This is a genomic window from Pseudomonas sp. Pseusp88 (genome assembly GCF_047303955.1).
GTDB lineage: Bacteria > Pseudomonadota > Gammaproteobacteria > Pseudomonadales > Pseudomonadaceae > Aquipseudomonas.
The window spans coordinates 12,475-28,914 of sequence record NZ_JBGLYM010000032.1; the positions used below are offsets into that span (position 1 = coordinate 12,475).

Genomic DNA, 16,440 nt, shown 5'->3' on the forward strand with positions numbered 1-16,440 from the left:
CTGAATCCTTTAGAAATACGGTTTAAATATTCGCCACGGCCAGCGGTTCGCTCAGGCCGTGTAAATGCAGCCACGCGGCATACAGCGCGTGGTCGGTACCAAATGCTCCGGCCTTGGTGACAATGCCGGGGCAATGCCCGCTCGTTACCGGACGCCCAAAGGCCACACCGGCCTCTACTTCCGCGAGCAGCTGCAGACTGCCGATGCCCACCGCACCGAGCATCGCCCGCGCAGTTTCGCCGCCCGTGGCGACCAGGCCGCCGAGTTTGCCGAAGTGCGGCGCAACCATGGCGGCCAGTTGTTCTGAAAGGTGCACGCCCTCGGCCGGATCAAAAGCCTGGTCGCGACCGATGCGCAGCAACAGATCGCGGCGCTGTTCCAGTACCTGGCCGATGTCGCTCTGCCAGTTAGCCCACTGAGCATGCTGCACCCCCTGGCGCAGGACCTCGGGCGGCACGATCAACTCGTCGATATCAGCACGCGCCTTGAGCAGTTCGCATTGCCGCTGGCAGACCTCGGACAGGCTGCCGACCAGGGCCAGGATCGGCGCGTGCGCGGCAGGAGGCGGCCCCTCATTCACCGCATCAGGAAGCCCGGCAAGTTGCGCGATCTCCCGCGCCAGGCCTCCGGAGCCGACCCAGTACAGCGGTTGATCCAGATCCAGAGTGACCCGGGCCAGAATGCGCAAGTCCTGCGCGGTTTGCGCATCGACGATCAACGCCTGCACACCAGTGTGAGCTGCCGCCAGGATTTGCTCGGCCAAGGCCTGAACATCGCCGCGCAGAATCTCGAGTGTCAGCGGGGCCGTACGCAAGCCCGCCGTAGCCAACAGACCATCGATGTCCGCGCAACGACCAGCGTGCTCCAACTGCCAGGTATCGGTGCTTTCCAGAGGTTGGCCATTGACCCACACGCGACCGTCAAGGGTCGTACGCCCGGTGGCCGGAAATGCCGGGGCGACGATGGCCAACCCGGCCAGCGTCTGTAGCGCGGCGACCTCGGCGGCCCAATTGCCGCGCAGGGTCGAGTCGATTTTCTTGTACAGGCGCTGGCCAGGCTTGAGCAGCGTCTTGAAAGTGGACAGGGCCCGCTGCGCCGCAGCTTCGGGCGCCAGGCGCCGACTGTCGGTATCGGCGGCAATCACCTGGGCCGCACCGGTATCCCGGGATGGATCAAGAGTGACCACCGTGGGCAGACCGGCACTGGCAAAGCCAATCGCACAATCGGCAGCACCGGACAGGTCATCGGCAATGATCAGCAGGTTCATCGACGTACCTCTTGCTCGCCACCGACGTAATGAGGTGACCGTGCAGCCTGACGTTCCTTGTAGCGTTTGGCGACAGTAGCCGTAAGAATCGGCGACAGAATGGCCGTTACGACAACGCAGGCCGCCACCAGCAGGGTCGCGCTATTGGCAGCCTCGGTATACACAGGGTTCGCCGCCGCAATCAGCGCCGGTACGGCCGCAGCATTGCCTGCTGTGTTGGCCGCGGCGACTCCCGCCACCCCCGTACCGCCCGACAGACGATCAGCGAAATACAACGGAATGCCCGTCACCACGACCACCGCAACACCCAGGGCGATACCCAGCAGACCGGCCTGCCAGACCTTGTGAAGATCGAGGCTGGCACCCAGGGCCAGGGCGAAGAACGGGATCATCACCGGTACGGCCTTGGCCAGGAAGTCACGCATCTCGCGGTCCAGATTGCCCAGCAGCATGCCCAGCAACAACGGCAGGATCGCCCCCACCAGGGTCGGCCAGGGAAACGCCGCCAGCCCGGCCACGCCCAGGGTAACCATGGTCAGGAACGGCCCGGATTCCAGGGACATCACCGAATAGGCGCCGACGTCTTCCGAGCGGCCGTATTGCCCCATCAGGGCCATATACAGGCCACCGTTGGTGTCGTTCATCGCGGCCACCACGGCCAGGGTCGAGATCCCGGCGAAGATGCCCGAGGTAATAGGTTGCTCCCCAAGGAAATGCCCCATGACCACGCCCACCAGAATCGCCGTACCGACCTTGGCGCCAAACAGCACGCCGCCTTTCTTCAGCAGATAAGGCGTGGCCTTGACGTCAATGCTGGCGCCCATGCACACGTAGAACACCGCGAGAATCGGCAGTGAACCGGTAAACAGGGCGTTGGTGAAGGAACCAAAGAACTTGGGCATATCGGGCAGGAAGGTCGCGACGAGCGAACCGATCAGCAGCGGAACGATCATCATGCCGCCGGGTACACGTTCTATCGAGCGCTTGATAGGAATCTGGGCCACGGGTTGTCTCCTTATTCTTATGATTTGATCAAAACGATCATACAAATGATCATTTCGCTCAAAAAGATTAGAACATTTGCGAAAAATGAGCAAACCAATCATTTTTATGATCATTCAGTCATTTCGTGCGCAAGTCTTGAGGAGATATGAGCGGGATAATTGTGAGACCGGCTTTAGCCGGGAAGACAATCGGCCAAGCGATGGAGATGTAGCGGTCTTGACCACGCTTTCCCGGCTAAAGCCGGTCCTACAGATTTCGTCAGCCAGCCCCAAAGGGGCGAAAGCCGATCAATAAGTCGGCGGCGTAATCACCCAGATCACCACCGCGTCGATCTCGCCCGGGTTGCCATAGCGATGCGGTTCCTCGCTGGCGAAACGAAAGCTGTCGCCGGCCTCCAGACGAAAGTGCCGCTCGCCCACCCATAGCTCGAAACTGCCGGTAAGCACATAGCCCACCTCTTCGCCTTCATGGGTGTAGCTGGTGCGGTTGTAGGCGCCGGGCGGAAAGCGCGAGTGGACCATTTCAATCTGGCCGCTGGGGTTTGGGGTCAGCAGCTGGTCGTGGATGCCGTCGTCATAGTGGATGTTCTGCCGACTGTCCTTGCGCACCACATAGCCGGCATCGGCGCTGGATACTTCCATGCGCGTCGAGAAAAACCACTGAATATTCACGCCAAGACAGCGACCGATCTTCAGCAGGGTGTCCACCGAGGGCCGCGACAAGTCGCGTTCGAGCTGGCTGATATACCCCACCGACAACTGGCTTTGCCGGGCCAGCTCGGCCAGGGTCAGGCCCTGGCGCTTGCGCAGGCCGCGAATACGCTCGCCGAGAAAGCTCTCGCTGACGGCCACATCGCTCTGTGCGGGTTGCGCGTCCATGGCGCTGTTGCGGGGCTGGCCTGATGTCATGTTTCCCTCAATGTCCTAATGTCGATGAAGCAAGCCGCATTGTAGAGGGCATGCCGTGACAATAGTCCAATCTCTCGACAGGATTTTACGCCCAGTGAAATTAATCGACTTTTTTTCACAAAAGAGTCTTTTCCGTCTGTTTTTTTCACTACGCCTGGATTAGTCTCTGGATCACGCCCACACCGAATGGGCGTCATAAGAAAATCAAGCTGCACCGGTCTGCGCGGAGTCCTTGCGCATGTCCGTCCGGTCTTTCCGCCAATTCGCTTCGTGCCTGTTTAAATCCGTTTACCCCTGCGCAGCCCGGGAGCTTCAGCGTGCCTGATCGCCGCCCTCCCGGCTTGCCGAGCAAGGCCTTTGGCCGTTAGGAAAATGTCGATGAACAGTAAAAAACTAAAAATTGCCTGTGCGTTGTTGATGCTCTCGCCTTTGCCCGCCCTGGCGGCGGAAAGCATGGTCATTGTCGGTTTCGGCGGTGCCGCGCAGAAAGTCCAGAACACAGCGATCTTCGAGCCCTTCGCGAAAAAGGCCGGGGTCGATGTCGTGCAGACCGAATACAACGGGGAAATGGCCAAGATCAAAGTCATGGCCGAGACCGGCCACGCCGACTGGGACGTGGTCCAGGTCGAAGCACCGGATCTGGAGCGCGGCTGCGCTGAAGGCCTGTTTCAGAAACTGGACTGGAACAAGCTCGGCGGCAGCGACCAGTTGATCACCGGTGCCAGGCAGGATTGCGGTTCGGCTGCGCTGGTCTGGGGCATGCCACTGGTGTACGCCACCGATAAGGTCAAGACCGCGCCGACGTCCTGGGCGGATTTCTGGGACACCACCAAATTCCCCGGCAAGCGCGGCCTGCGTAAAGGCGCCATGTACACCCTCGAATACGCCCTGCTGGCCGATGGCGTCCCGGCTGCCGATATCTACAACGTGTTGGGCACTCCGGCGGGCGTCGATCGTGCTTTCGCCAAGCTGGACAAGCTCAAGCCGTCGATCCAGTGGTGGGAAGCCGGTTCCCAGCCGATGCAATGGCTGGCCTCGGGCGATGTGGTCATGAGTACCGCCTTCAGCGGCCGCGGCGCAGTAGCTGCCAGTGAAGGCCTGAAAGTTGCACCGCTATGGAAAGGCTCGCTGTACAGCATGGACTACTGGGCCATCACCAAACACTCGGCGCATGGTGACGCCGCCAATAAGTTCATCGCCTACGCCAACCAGGCCGAGCCGCAACAGACATTTGCCCATATGATCGCTTATGGCGTGACCAACAAATCCCTGGCCGACAAACTCGACACCGACAAGGCCCCGTGGATTGCCACTTCACCGCAAAACATGGCCGTGGCCGTGCCGTTGAATATCGAGTTCTGGGTCGACCACGGCGAAGAGCTGGAAGAGCGCCTCAACGCCTGGCTCGCCCACTGACAGATCCACTGACCGGAGCCCCTATGGAACACCTTTACAGCCAGGAAGAATGGCAACTCAGGCAAGAACTGGCCGCCTGCTATCGTCTGATCGCGCACTACCGCATGACCGATCTGATCTCGACGCATATCTCGGTACGCCTGCCCGGGCCTGAGCACCACTTCCTGATCAATCCCTACGGGCTGTTCTTCGAGGAAATCACCGCCTCGAACCTGGTCAAGATCGATCTGGACGGCAACAAGGTTCAGGACAGCGCCTACCCGGTCAACCCGGCCGGGTTCGTCATCCATAGCGCGATCCATCGTGCCCGCGAGGATGCCCAGTGCGTGCTGCATACCCACACCAGGGCCGGTTGTGCGGTAGCGGCCCAGGAAGGCGGTTTGCTACCGGTCAACCAGATCTCCCTGGAGTTCTATGGCCGGGTGGCGTACCACGACTACGAAGGCATCGCCCTGAACTTCAGCGAGCAGCAACGGCTGGTGGCGGATCTCAATGACAAGTCGGTGATGATCCTGCGCAACCACGGCCTGCTGACCGTGGGCGACAGCGTCAAGCAGGCGTTCCTGCGCATGTATTACCTGGAGAAAGCCTGCGAGATCCAGCTGGCCGCCCAGGCTGGCGGCCCCCTGCGCCTGCCTTCGGACGAGGTCTGTCGCCGTACCGAGCTGCAATTCAACGAGCCGGGCAAGGACGTGCCCGAAGGCGAACTGAGTGACCCGGATGCCGTGAAGTTTGCCTGGGCAGCGTTGTTGCGGCTGCTGGACCGGATAGCGCCCGAATACAAGTTGTAATAAGGATCGTTGGAGCGAGGCTTGCCCGCGAAGGCCGCGACGCGGTTTGCCTGAAACACTGAGGTGACCTGTTCGCGGGCAAGCCTCGCTCCAACGGAATTCCATTCAAGCAGGTAATATGTCTCCGCCCACAGGAGACCTGCCTTGTCCGCCACTCGCCCACCCGTTCTCGATGAAATCGACCGCCAACTGATCGCCGCCCTGCAGCTCAATGCCAGGGAAAGCGTAGCCATGCTCGCCCGGCAACTGGGCATCGCCCGCACTACCGTGACCTCACGCCTGGCCCGCCTGGAAAGCAGCAAGGTCATCACCGGTTACGGCGTGCGTCTGAGCCAGCGGGTCGTCGATGGGGGCTTGCAGGCTTACGTCGGCATCACCGTGCAACCGCGCTCCGGCAAGGAAGTCCTGCGCCGTCTCAGCACCCTGGCCCAGGTGCAGCAACTGTGCGCGGTGAGTGGCGAGTTCGATTACGTCGCCTGGCTGCGCACTGAGTCACCCGAACAGCTCGACGAGTTGCTGGACTTGATCGGCAGTGTCGATGGTGTCGAGAAGACCACCACCTCGATCATTCTCAGCAGCAAAATTGATCGCGGGCAGATCTGATTCGCCACAAGACACTATGGACGGGGCTTTGTGGGAACGGCTTTAGCCGGGAAGAGGCCGGTGAAGGCTACACATCTCCCAACACCGGAATAATCGCCTTCCAGGCTGAAGCCGGTCCCACAATTCAATATTTAATTGCAAAATGACCACTTGCCTCGTCATAACGATCAAAAACCCTGCATAACGACGACACTTTGCGTCTTATTAACGTGCCAACCCTTGACTAGACTGTGGCCTTTCGCGTCCCAGCCGAACAAGGTCAGTCATGAAGAACAATCGCCACCCCGCCGACGGCAAGAAACCCATCACCATTTTTGGCCCGGATTTTCCGTTCGCCTTCGATGACTGGATCGAACACCCGGCGGGTCTGGGCTGCATTCCCGCCGAGCATCATGGCGCGGAGGTGGCGATTGTCGGCGCCGGGATCGCCGGGCTGGTGGCGGCCTACGAGCTGATGAAGCTGGGCCTCAAGCCAGTGGTCTATGAAGCCTCGAAACTGGGCGGGCGTTTGCGCTCTCAGGAATTCGAAGGAGCCGAAGGTGTGATTGCCGAGCTGGGCGGTATGCGCTTCCCGGTGTCGTCCACCGCCTTCTATCACTACGTCGACAAGCTGGGCCTGGAATCCAGGCCCTTCCCCAACCCGCTGACGCCGGCCTCGGGCAGCACGGTCATCGATCTGGAAGGCTCGACCTACTATGCCCAGTCCATCGCCGACCTGCCCGCGCTGTTTCAGGAAGTGGCCGACGCCTGGGCCGACGCCCTGGAAGCCGGTTCACAATTCGCTGATATTCAGCAGGCGATCCGCGACCGCGATGTGCCCCGGCTGAAGCAGCTGTGGAACACCCTCGTGCCACTGTGGGACGACCGCACTTTCTACGATTTCGTCGCTACTTCGAAAGCCTTTGCCAAGCTGTCTTTCGCCCATCGCGAAGTGTTCGGCCAGGTCGGTTTCGGTACCGGTGGCTGGGACTCGGACTTCCCCAACTCGATGCTTGAAATCTTTCGCGTAGTCATGACCAACTGCGACGATCATCAGCACTTGATCGTTGGCGGCGTCGAGCAAGTGCCCCAAGGCATCTGGCGCCACGTGCCCGAGCGTTGCGCCCACTGGCCGGAAGGCACCAGCCTGTCGTCGCTGCATCGCGGTGCGCCACGCGCCGGGGCCAAGCGCATTGCCCGCGCCGCCGACGGACGCTTTGCCGTAACCGATGACTGGGGCAACGTCGGCCACTACGCCGCCGTGCTGACCACTTGCCAGAGTTGGCTGCTGACCACGCAGATCGACTGCGAAGAGTCACTGTTCTCGCAGAAGATGTGGATGGCCCTGGACCGCACCCGCTACATGCAGTCATCGAAAACCTTCGTCATGGTCGACCGACCGTTCTGGAAGGACAAAGACCCGCAAACCGGTCGCGACCTGATGAGCATGACCCTCACCGACCGCCTGACCCGCGGCACCTACCTGTTCGATAACGGCGACGATAAGCCGGGGGTGATCTGCCTGTCTTACTCATGGATGAGCGACGCCCTGAAAATGCTGCCGCAGCCCACCGACAAGCGGGTCAAGCTGGCCCTGGATGCGCTGAAAAAGATCTACCCGAAAGTCGACATCGCCGCGCATATCATCGGCGACCCCATCACCGTGTCGTGGGAGGCCGACCCGTACTTCCTCGGCGCTTTCAAAGGCGCGCTGCCGGGCCACTACCGTTATAACCAGCGTATGTACGCGCACTTCATGCAGCAGGACATGCCCGCCGAGCAACGCGGCATCTTTATCGCGGGTGACGATGTATCGTGGACTCCGGCCTGGGTCGAAGGCGCGGTGCAGACTTCGCTCAATGCGGTGTGGGGCATCATGACCCACTTCGGTGGCAAGACCCACGCCGAAAACCCGGGCCCCGGCGACGTCTTCGCCGAGATCGGCCCGATTGCCTTGCCTGACTGACTGGAGCCGCGCCCATGCGTATCGCCCTGTATCAATGCCCGCCGCTGCCGCTGGATATCGACGGCAATCTGCAACGCCTGGCGCAGCAGGCGCGTATTGCCGCGCAACAGGGCGCGGACCTGCTGGTCTGCCCGGAGATGTACCTGAGCGGCTACAACATCGGTGCCGCTGCGGTGCAGGAACTGGCGCAACTGAGTTACGGCCCGGCGGCCAGCCGCATTGCCGCCATGGCCCAGGCCAATGGCATTGCGATTCTGTACGGCTACCCCGAGCGTGACGACGGCCGGGTCTATAACGCCGTGCAACTGATCGATGCCACGGGTAACACCCTTGGCAACTATCGCAAGACCCATCTCTATGGCGATCTGGACCGAGCAATGTTCAGCCCCGGCGCTACCTCGCTGCCCGTGTTCGAGCTGAACGGCTGGCGCTTGGGACTGCTGATTTGTTATGACGTCGAGTTCCCGGAAAACACCCGGGACCTCGCATTGGCCGGTGCCGACGTGATCCTGGTGCCGACCGCCAACATGGAGCCCTATGATTTTGTCGCTGATGTCACGGTTCGGGCCCGGGCTTATGAAAACCAGTGCTATGTGGCCTACGCCAACTATTGCGGCAGCGAAGGGCAGATCCGCTACTGCGGCCTGAGCAGCCTGTGCGCCCCGGACGGCAGCCGTATCGCCCTGGCCGGTCGTGACGAGACGTTGATTCTCGGCACTCTGGATCGGCAATTGCTCGACAATTCGCGCACGCTTAATCCTTACTTCAAGGATCGCCGGGCCGAGTTGTATACGCGTCTGAGCGACGACTCAAACACGACAACGCGCTAGCATGAGGGCTCCCTTGTCGAGCCGTTGCCAGCCATGCCCGTTCAGCAAACCCGCGAAGACCTGATCCTGCCCAACGGCCTGGGCGTGGTGTTGTGCCACGCACCACGCCTGAAACGCAGCGCAGCCTCTTTGCGAGTCGCGGTGGGCAGCCATGACGCCCCTCTGGCATGGCCGGGACTGGCACACTTTCTTGAGCACCTGTTTTTCCTTGGCACCAAACGCTTTCCAGCGGCCGACAACCTGATGACCTTCGTCCAGCGCCATGGCGGGCAGGTCAACGCCAGCACGCGCGAGCGCTGCACCGACTTTTTCTTCGAACTGCCCCCGGACACATTCAGCCAAGGTCTGGAGCGCCTGTGCGACATGCTCGCTCATCCGCGCATGGCCCTGGCCGAGCAACTGCGCGAACGGGAAGTGCTGCACGCCGAATTCATCGCCTGGTCCCGGGATGCCAACGCCCGCGCGCAGCAAGCGCTGCTGGCCAATCTATCGCCCCGACATCCATTGCGCGGCTTTCACTCTGGTAACCGCTACAGCCTGCCGGTGCCGGACGCCTCTTTTCAGCAAGGGCTGATGGGTTTCTATCGACGCTTTTATCAGGCCGGGCAGATGCGTCTGTGCCTGAGCGGGCCGCAGCCGGTGGAGGAGTTGCGGGCCCTGGCGTTGAGTGCGGGCGGGTTATTTGCGCCGGGGATTCGCGTGGCACAGACTGAACCGCCACCGTTATTCGACAAGCCTTCGACAGTGCCGCTGTTGTTTGCCTGTGAAGATTTGCCGGATGGGGCGGATGAGGCGCTCGGTTTTTTCTGTAGCTGGTTGGCTGGGGCCGAGGTGCTGTATCAATTCGCCGGGCAGGCTTTGCTCAGGATCGACGGTGCTGCTGGCGCCGTCTTCGCGAATAAATTCGCTCCCGCAGGTTGTCCGTGCCCCCCTGTGGGAGCGGATTCATCCGCGAGAGGGCCCCTGATATTTTTCGATTGGCTGGACTTCTTCAAAACCCACTGGCCCGCCCTGCGCCACGAATACAACCTGCGCCAACAACTGCGCCTGCACACCTGCAGCGCCCTGGACCTGGCCCATCACCACGCGCGCAAACTGCCCGGCGAGTTGTCTGATCAGGGCGCCCTCGCGCTTGCAGCACTGTTCGATCAACTACAAGGCCCACCCCCGGACACAGCCATCGAATGGCAATTACCCGCGCCTAACCCTTTTCTCGCATCGGCGACTGACAGCGGTAACGAAGCCGCGCTATTCCTGCGCTGGCAGCTGCCCGCCGCACACCCGACGCTCTGGCGCAGACTCAATAGCGGCCTTGGCGCCCTGATCGAACAAGCCAATGAAGCCGGGGTCAATCTGAGCTTCAGCGCCTATGACGTTTACTGGCAACTTGCCCTGACCGGCCTTGCCGCGCCCATGGCAGCGATTGCCGATAGCGCCCTGCGCTGCCTCATCACAGCGAATTCAGCCGAACCTGCCGACAAAGCCCCACTGATCCCCATTCGTCAGTTGCTCAACCATCTGCCGGACTACAACCTGCCCGAGCACCGCGCCGAAACCGAGGACCTTTCACTTCTCTGGCAAAGCAGCCGCTGGATCGCCTTTGCCCACGGCGCGTCATTGGCGCAATTGCTGCCCTCTACGCCACTCCCCGGCACTGAGTCCCTGTCCGTGCGAGCGCCACTGACTGTTCAGCCCGGCCGACGCTGGTGCGTTCAGCCTTGCGATTCGACCGAACACGCCCTGCTGCTGTTCTGCCCGACGCCCGACAATGATCTTGCCAACGAAGCCGCGTGGCGCCTGCTCGCTCATCTGGCTCAGGCGCCTTTCTATCAACGCCTGCGGGTCGAGCTGCAACTGGGCTACGCAGTATTCAGCGGTATTCGCCAGCTCAACGGGCAAGTCGGCTGGCTGTTCGGCGTGCAGTCGCCGGGAACACCGGTCGGTCAACTGGCCGAGCATATGGAAGAGTTTATCGACGACCTGCCCCGACTCATTGCCAGCGTCGATCTTCCCGCCCAGGCCAAGGCCCTGACCGCGCAGTTCGCGCCCGATGCCCTTGACTACGCCCAGGCCGCGCAGCTGCTGTGGCAAGCACATCTGGCCGGACATGGAGACGACTACTTCGACGCATTGCCCATGGCCATTGCCCGACTGGACGCCGCAGCCCTGCAACAAGCCGTAATACGTCTTAAACAAACCTTCATATACATCGCGACACAGGGCCCTGAACGTTTACCGCCGCAGCTGGACTAACCTTGTAACGCCCATCGCGGCACTTACCCGGAGGAAACGCTTATGTGGACCAAACCGACCTACACAGACCTGCGCATCGGCTTCGAAGTCACCATGTACTTTGCCAACCGTTGATCGCAACGCGGCACGAAGCCCCGGTTCGCCGGGGCTTTTTCGTAGTGCCTCCGGCACAACAAACGCTATGGCATCGGCATAACAATACTGTGGGACCGGCTTCAGCCGGGAAGGCGTATTCCCGGCTGAAGCCGGTCCCACAACCAATCGCGAAAGGGATGTTCGACTCCATGCTTATCCAGATTCTCGGCTCAGCCGCCGGTGGCGGTTTCCCGCAATGGAACTGCAACTGCGTCAACTGCGCAGGCCTGCGGGACGGCAGTCTCAACGCGAAAGCGCGCACACAGTCCTCCATCGCCCTGTCCGATGACGGCGTGAACTGGGTGCTGTGCAATGCCTCCCCGGATATCCGCGCACAATTGCAAAGCTTTGCACCGATGCAACCGGGGCGAGCGCTGCGTGATACAGCAATTGCCGCGATCATCCTGATGGACAGCCAGATCGACCACACCACCGGCCTGCTCAGCCTGCGCGAAGGTTGCCCGCACCAGGTCTGGTGTACCGATATGGTCCATGAAGATTTGAGCACCGGCTTCCCGCTGTTCGAAATGCTCAAGCACTGGAATGGCGGCCTGGCGTGGAACCGCATCGAACTGCACGGCAGCTTCACCGTTCCCGCCTGCCCGAACCTGCGCTTCACCCCGCTGCCCTTGCGCAGCGCCGCACCGCCCTATTCGCCCCATCGTTTCGACCCGCATCCGGGCGACAACATCGGCCTGATCGTCGAAGACCTGAAAACTGGCGGCCGGCTGTTCTACGCCCCCGGTCTGGGCCAGGTCGACGACGCCCTGATGAGCCAGATGCAACTGGCCGATTGCCTGCTGGTGGACGGCACCCTGTGGGACGACGACGAAATGCAACAGCGCGGCGTCGGCACCCGCACCGGTCGGGAAATGGGCCACCTGGCACAGAACGGTATGGGCGGCATGCTCGACGTGCTGGAGCGCCTGCCCAGGCAGCGCAAGGTACTTATCCACATCAACAACACCAATCCGATCCTCGACGAAGACTCGCCGCAACGGGCAGAACTGACCCGACGCGAAGTCGAAGTAGCGTTTGATGGGATGAGTATCGAGTTGTAGATGGTGACTCACACCTAACCTTTGTGGGAGCGAATTTATTCGCGAACAGGCCAGTACATCCGGCGCATGTGTACCGTCTGAAATACCGCTTTCGCGAATGAATTCGCTCCCACATTGATTGCCACACATGATCCTCAGGGGACAATTGAATGAGCGAACACCCAGCCCTATCCCCCGCCGAATTCGAACGGGCCTTGCGCGCCAAAGGCGCCTATTACCATATCCACCACCCCTTCCATGTCGCCATGTACGAAGGCCGGGCCAGCCGCGAGCAGATTCAGGGCTGGGTCGCCAACCGCTTCTACTACCAGGTCAATATCCCGCTGAAAGACGCCGCGATCATGGCCAACTGCCCGGACCGCAATGTCCGCCGCGAATGGATTCAGCGCATGATCGACCACGACGGCGCCCCCGGCGAAGACGGCGGTATCGAAGCCTGGCTGCGCCTGGGCCAGGCCGTGGGTCTGGACCCGGATCAGTTGCGCTCCCAGGAACTGGTGCTGCCCGGCGTGCGCTTTGCCGTCGATGCCTACGTCAACTTTGCCCGTCGCGCCAGTTGGCAGGAAGCAGCCAGCAGCTCGCTGACCGAACTTTTCGCACCGCTCATTCATCAGTCGCGTCTGGACAGCTGGCCGCAGCACTACCCGTGGATCGACCCCAGCGGCTACGAATATTTCCGCAGCCGCCTGAGCCAGGCGCGGCGCGATGTCGAGCACGGGCTGGCGATCACCCTGGAGCACTACACCACCTTTGAGGGCCAGCAGCGCATGCTGGAAATCCTCCAGTTCAAACTCGACATTTTATGGAGCATGCTGGACGCCATGAGCATGGCCTACGAGCTGCACCGGCCGCCCTATCACAGCGTCACCGACCAACGGGTCTGGCACCGGGGGATCGCCCTATGAGCTTTGATCGCAATCGCATTCCAGGTTGGCGGCGCGGCTATCGCTACCAGTTCGAACCGGCGCAGAACGGCCATGTGCTGCTCTATCCGGAAGGCATGATCAAGCTTAATGAAAGCGCCGCCGCCATCGGTGGCCTGATCGACGGGGAGCGCTCGGTGGCGGCGATCATCGCCCTGCTCGACGAGCAATTCCCCGGTGTGCCGGAGCTTGGCGAAGACGTCGAGCAATTCATGGAGGTCGCCCGTGCTGAACACTGGATCGAACTTGCCTGAGCTGCCAGCGAAACCCGCAATCGGCCTGCCATTATGGCTGCTCGCCGAGCTGACCTACCGCTGCCCGCTGCAATGTCCTTACTGCTCCAACCCATTGGACTTTGCCCGGCAAGGCCAGGAGCTGAGCACCGAGCAATGGTTCAAGGTCATGGCCGAAGCACGGCAGATGGGCGCGGCGCAGATCGGCTTTTCCGGTGGCGAACCGCTGGTCCGCCAGGACCTGGCCGAACTGATCCGCGAAGCCCGACGCCTGGGTTATTACACCAACCTGATCACCTCCGGCATCGGTCTCACCGAACAGAAGATCATCGACTTCAAGGAAGCCGGGCTGGACCATATCCAGATCAGCTTTCAGGCCAGCGACGAGCAGGTCAACAACATGCTCGCAGGCTCCAAGAAAGCCTTCGCCCACAAGCTGGAAATGGCCAAGGCGGTGAAGAAGCATGGCTACCCCATGGTCCTCAATTTCGTCACCCACCGACATAATATCGATCGCATCGACCGCATCATCGAGCTGTGCCTGGCCCTGGAAGCGGACTTCGTCGAGCTGGCCACCTGTCAGTTCTACGGCTGGGCCTACCTCAACCGCGCGGGCCTGCTGCCGAGCAAAGAACAACTGGTACGGGCCGAGCGCATCACCAATGAATACCGCGCCAGGCTGGCCGCAGAGAGTCACCCGTGCAAGCTCATCTTCGTTACCCCCGACTATTACGAAGAGCGCCCGAAAGCCTGCATGAACGGCTGGGGCAGCCTGTTCCTCACCATTACGCCGGACGGCACAGCCCTGCCCTGTCACGGCGCGCGGCAGATGCCGATCCAGTTTCCCAACGTGCGCGACCATAGCCTGCAACACATCTGGTACGACTCGTTCGGCTTCAATCGCTTCCGTGGCTATGACTGGATGCCCGAGCCCTGCCGCTCGTGCGATGAGAAGGAAAAAGACTTCGGCGGCTGCCGTTGTCAGGCCTTCATGCTGACCGGGGATGCGGCAAATGCTGACCCCGTATGCGGAAAATCCTTAGACCATAAATTGATCATTCAAGCCCGCGAAGAAGCCGAGTATGCTAGCCAAAAAATAGACGAGATGGCATTTCGCAATGACAGAAATTCGCACCTCATCGCTAGATCCTGAAACCCTCACAGCAGCCCAGGCCGTAGCGGCAGGCGTTGATTTTGCGGAACTGCAAATCAGCCCGGCCGGCCTGTTCTGGAATGAGTATCGCCCCGCTGAAGGCAACAGCCGGATATGGCGCAGATTCGAGGACACCATCACCTGCCTGACGCCTGCCGACTTCAGCGTGCGCAGCCGGGTCTATGAGTATGGCGGTGGCGCGTTCTGCCTGACGGAAGACTCGGTTATCTTCGTCAATGAAAGCGATCAACAGATCTATGTGCAGCCCTTCGAAGAGGGCGACCCCAAGGCCCTCACTCGTGGCCGCAAGCGCTACGGCGACCTGCACTTCGCCAATGGCCTGGTCCTGGCCGTGGAAGAAGACAAAGACGTCCATCAACTGGTGTCCTTCGATATCCGCGACGGCAGGCGCCTGGTCCTGGCCCGGGGCGCCGACTTCTACGCATCGCCGACCATGAGCCCTGACGGGCAGCGACTGGCCTGGGTCGAGTGGCAAAACCCCCACCAACCCTGGACCAGTACGCTGCTGATGATATGCAAGCGCCTGGAGACGGGGGGATGGTCCGAGCCGCGCTGCCTGGCCGGGGACCGCGACGAAGAGTCCATCCAGCAACCCTGCTTCGACGCCCATAACCGCCTTTACTGCCTCAGTGATCAGGAAGGCTATTGGCAGCCTTGCGTCGAGGGTTCCTTCGGCCTGACCCACCTCAAGGCTGCCGAAGCCGATCACGCACCGGCGCCCTGGCAGTTGGGCGGGCACAGCTGGCTGGCCATCGACATGGGCGCCTACCTCGCCACCTGGTCGGAAAATGGTGTCGGTGTATTGGGCCTGCGCGATAGCCACGGCGTAGTGACCGATTTCAGCGGCGAGTACAGTCGCTTCCGCAGCCTGACCCTCGACGATGAGAACATCTACTGCGTCGCCGCCTCAGCCACTTGCCTGCCCACCGTCATCGCCATCAACCGCAATACTCGCAAGTCGAAGATGATTGCCGGTGGCGGCTCACCGCTGCCCGCTGCACGTATCAGCCGTGCGCAACCGCTGCGCTATGCCAGCGGCGCCAACGGCAAGGTGCAGGCCCACGGCTACTTCTACCCGCCAATCAATGGCGCAGCCAAACCGCCGCTGGTGGTGTTTATCCATGGCGGCCCGACCTCTGCCTGCTATCCGGTGCTCGACCTGCGCATCCAGTACTGGAGCCAGCGCGGCTTTGCCGTGGCCGACCTCAACTATCGCGGCAGCACCGGCTATGGCCGCATCTACCGCAACGCTCTGCGCCTGAACTGGGGCGTGGCGGACGTCGACGATGCCTGCGCCGTAGTCGCCCACCTGGCCGAACGCGGCCTGATCAACGAACAACAGGCGTTCATTCGCGGCGGCAGTGCCGGCGGCTACACCGCCCTCTGCGCCCTGGCCTTCCGTCATGTATTTCGTGGCGGCGCCAGCCTGTATGGCGTCAGCGATCCCCTCGCGCTAGGCAAAGTCACGCACAAATTTGAAGCGCATTATCTGGATTGGCTGATCGGCGACCCGATCAAAGACGCCGAACGCTATCAGACCCGCACCCCGTTGCTGCATGCAGTACGCATTCATGTGCCGGTGATTTTCTTCCAGGGCGAACTCGACGCCGTGGTCGTCCCCGAACAGACCCGCACCATGGTCAAGGCCCTGCAAGACAACGGCACCCGCGTCCAGGCGCACTACTATCGCGACGAACACCATGGCTTTCGCAAGGCAGCCAACCTCGCCGATGCCCTGGAAAAGGAATGCGCGTTCTATCAGGCGGTGCTGGAGGGGGAGCGGCGGCAGAGCCATTGATCGTCAGGGTCAGGCGCCTGGCGCTATAAACGCAGGAGCCGACTTGCTGGCGATGCGGTGAGCAGCCGACATATTCACCGACCGATCCAAAACAATCG

The 16,440-nt window shown here is 61.5% G+C and carries 15 protein-coding genes; 12 read left to right on the top strand and 3 right to left on the bottom strand.

What is annotated here, in order from left to right; translation table 11 throughout:
* Positions 1-22: 22 nt before the first annotated feature.
* From ACCD02_RS26940 to ACCD02_RS26950, 3 genes are all read right to left on the bottom strand, one after another.
* Entirely contained in the window at positions 23-1,267 is a 1,245-nt protein-coding gene (locus ACCD02_RS26940) for a four-carbon acid sugar kinase family protein (RefSeq protein ID WP_413308776.1), read from the bottom strand.
* A complete protein-coding gene (locus ACCD02_RS26945; RefSeq protein WP_413308778.1) occupies positions 1,264-2,271 on the bottom strand; it encodes a 2-keto-3-deoxygluconate permease in 1,008 nt (335 codons plus the stop codon). The genes ACCD02_RS26940 and ACCD02_RS26945 overlap by 4 nt, the downstream gene beginning before the upstream one ends.
* Before the next feature lie 288 nt (positions 2,272-2,559).
* Positions 2,560-3,150 (bottom strand): cupin domain-containing protein, encoded by a 591-nt coding sequence (locus ACCD02_RS26950; protein ID WP_413308861.1) that lies wholly within the window; start codon positions 3,148-3,150, stop codon positions 2,560-2,562.
* Between the two features lie 402 nt (positions 3,151-3,552).
* Here ACCD02_RS26950 and ACCD02_RS26955 point away from each other — a divergent pair, with 402 nt between their 5' ends.
* The 12 genes from ACCD02_RS26955 to ACCD02_RS27010 all read left to right on the top strand — a co-directional run bounded on the left by ACCD02_RS26955 (position 3,553) and on the right by ACCD02_RS27010 (position 16,342).
* Positions 3,553-4,596, top strand: coding sequence for an ABC transporter substrate-binding protein (locus tag ACCD02_RS26955; RefSeq protein WP_413308780.1), 1,044 nt, complete (start codon positions 3,553-3,555; stop codon positions 4,594-4,596).
* 23 nt (positions 4,597-4,619) lie between these two features.
* Complete coding sequence (locus ACCD02_RS26960) at positions 4,620-5,387, top strand: class II aldolase/adducin family protein (protein WP_413308782.1); 768 nt, start codon at positions 4,620-4,622, stop codon at positions 5,385-5,387.
* A gap of 144 nt (positions 5,388-5,531) precedes the next feature.
* Positions 5,532-5,990 (top strand): Lrp/AsnC family transcriptional regulator, encoded by a 459-nt coding sequence (locus ACCD02_RS26965; RefSeq protein ID WP_413308784.1) that lies wholly within the window; start codon positions 5,532-5,534, stop codon positions 5,988-5,990.
* Positions 5,991-6,255: 265 nt separating this feature from the next.
* A complete protein-coding gene (locus ACCD02_RS26970) occupies positions 6,256-7,935 on the top strand; it encodes a flavin monoamine oxidase family protein (protein WP_413308786.1) in 1,680 nt (559 codons plus the stop codon).
* A 14-nt stretch (positions 7,936-7,949) separates the two neighbouring features.
* A complete protein-coding gene (locus tag ACCD02_RS26975; RefSeq protein ID WP_413308788.1) occupies positions 7,950-8,765 on the top strand; it encodes a carbon-nitrogen hydrolase family protein in 816 nt (271 codons plus the stop codon).
* Between the two features lie 33 nt (positions 8,766-8,798).
* Positions 8,799-11,018, top strand: coding sequence for a pyrroloquinoline quinone biosynthesis protein PqqF (gene pqqF / locus ACCD02_RS26980; RefSeq protein WP_413308790.1), 2,220 nt, complete (start codon positions 8,799-8,801; stop codon positions 11,016-11,018).
* A 42-nt stretch (positions 11,019-11,060) separates the two neighbouring features.
* Positions 11,061-11,132, top strand: coding sequence for a pyrroloquinoline quinone precursor peptide PqqA (gene pqqA, locus ACCD02_RS26985; RefSeq protein WP_124086857.1), 72 nt, complete (start codon positions 11,061-11,063; stop codon positions 11,130-11,132).
* Positions 11,133-11,302: 170 nt separating this feature from the next.
* The gene (gene pqqB / locus ACCD02_RS26990; protein WP_413308792.1) at positions 11,303-12,214 is read left to right on the top strand and encodes a pyrroloquinoline quinone biosynthesis protein PqqB; all 912 of its coding nucleotides are present in this window, start codon (positions 11,303-11,305) and stop codon (positions 12,212-12,214) included.
* 149 nt (positions 12,215-12,363) lie between these two features.
* On the top strand, positions 12,364-13,119 hold the full coding sequence (gene pqqC, locus ACCD02_RS26995) for a pyrroloquinoline-quinone synthase PqqC (protein ID WP_413308794.1): 756 nt from the start codon (positions 12,364-12,366) through the stop codon (positions 13,117-13,119).
* Positions 13,116-13,391, top strand: coding sequence for a pyrroloquinoline quinone biosynthesis peptide chaperone PqqD (pqqD, locus tag ACCD02_RS27000; protein ID WP_413308796.1), 276 nt, complete (start codon positions 13,116-13,118; stop codon positions 13,389-13,391). Before pqqC ends, pqqD begins: the two co-directional genes overlap by 4 nt.
* Positions 13,363-14,523 carry a pyrroloquinoline quinone biosynthesis protein PqqE gene (gene pqqE, locus ACCD02_RS27005; RefSeq protein WP_413308798.1) on the top strand — a complete coding sequence of 387 codons (1,161 nt, stop codon included), beginning with the start codon at positions 13,363-13,365 and terminating at the stop codon, positions 14,521-14,523. The genes pqqD and pqqE overlap by 29 nt, the downstream gene beginning before the upstream one ends.
* On the top strand, positions 14,489-16,342 hold the full coding sequence (locus ACCD02_RS27010; protein ID WP_413308800.1) for a prolyl oligopeptidase family serine peptidase: 1,854 nt from the start codon (positions 14,489-14,491) through the stop codon (positions 16,340-16,342). Before pqqE ends, ACCD02_RS27010 begins: the two co-directional genes overlap by 35 nt.
* Positions 16,343-16,440 lie beyond the last annotated feature (98 nt).

Excerpts from the sequence above, each read along its gene's own strand:
- ACCD02_RS26940 (WP_413308776.1), bottom strand. The coding sequence starts at position 1,267 with ATGAACCTGCTGATCATTGCCGATGACCTGTCCGGTGCTGCCGATTGT.
- ACCD02_RS26950 (WP_413308861.1), bottom strand. The coding sequence starts at position 3,150 with ATGGACGCGCAACCCGCACAGAGCGATGTGGCCGTCAGCGAGAGCTTT.
- ACCD02_RS26955 (WP_413308780.1), top strand. The coding sequence starts at position 3,553 with ATGTCGATGAACAGTAAAAAACTAAAAATTGCCTGTGCGTTGTTGATG.
- ACCD02_RS26960 (WP_413308782.1), top strand. The coding sequence starts at position 4,620 with ATGGAACACCTTTACAGCCAGGAAGAATGGCAACTCAGGCAAGAACTG.
- ACCD02_RS26970 (WP_413308786.1), top strand. The coding sequence starts at position 6,256 with ATGAAGAACAATCGCCACCCCGCCGACGGCAAGAAACCCATCACCATT.
- ACCD02_RS26975 (WP_413308788.1), top strand. The coding sequence starts at position 7,950 with ATGCGTATCGCCCTGTATCAATGCCCGCCGCTGCCGCTGGATATCGAC.
- pqqF (WP_413308790.1), top strand. The coding sequence starts at position 8,799 with ATGCCCGTTCAGCAAACCCGCGAAGACCTGATCCTGCCCAACGGCCTG.
- pqqB (WP_413308792.1), top strand. The coding sequence starts at position 11,303 with ATGCTTATCCAGATTCTCGGCTCAGCCGCCGGTGGCGGTTTCCCGCAA.
- pqqC (WP_413308794.1), top strand. The coding sequence starts at position 12,364 with ATGAGCGAACACCCAGCCCTATCCCCCGCCGAATTCGAACGGGCCTTG.
- pqqD (WP_413308796.1), top strand. The coding sequence starts at position 13,116 with ATGAGCTTTGATCGCAATCGCATTCCAGGTTGGCGGCGCGGCTATCGC.
- ACCD02_RS27010 (WP_413308800.1), top strand. The coding sequence starts at position 14,489 with ATGACAGAAATTCGCACCTCATCGCTAGATCCTGAAACCCTCACAGCA.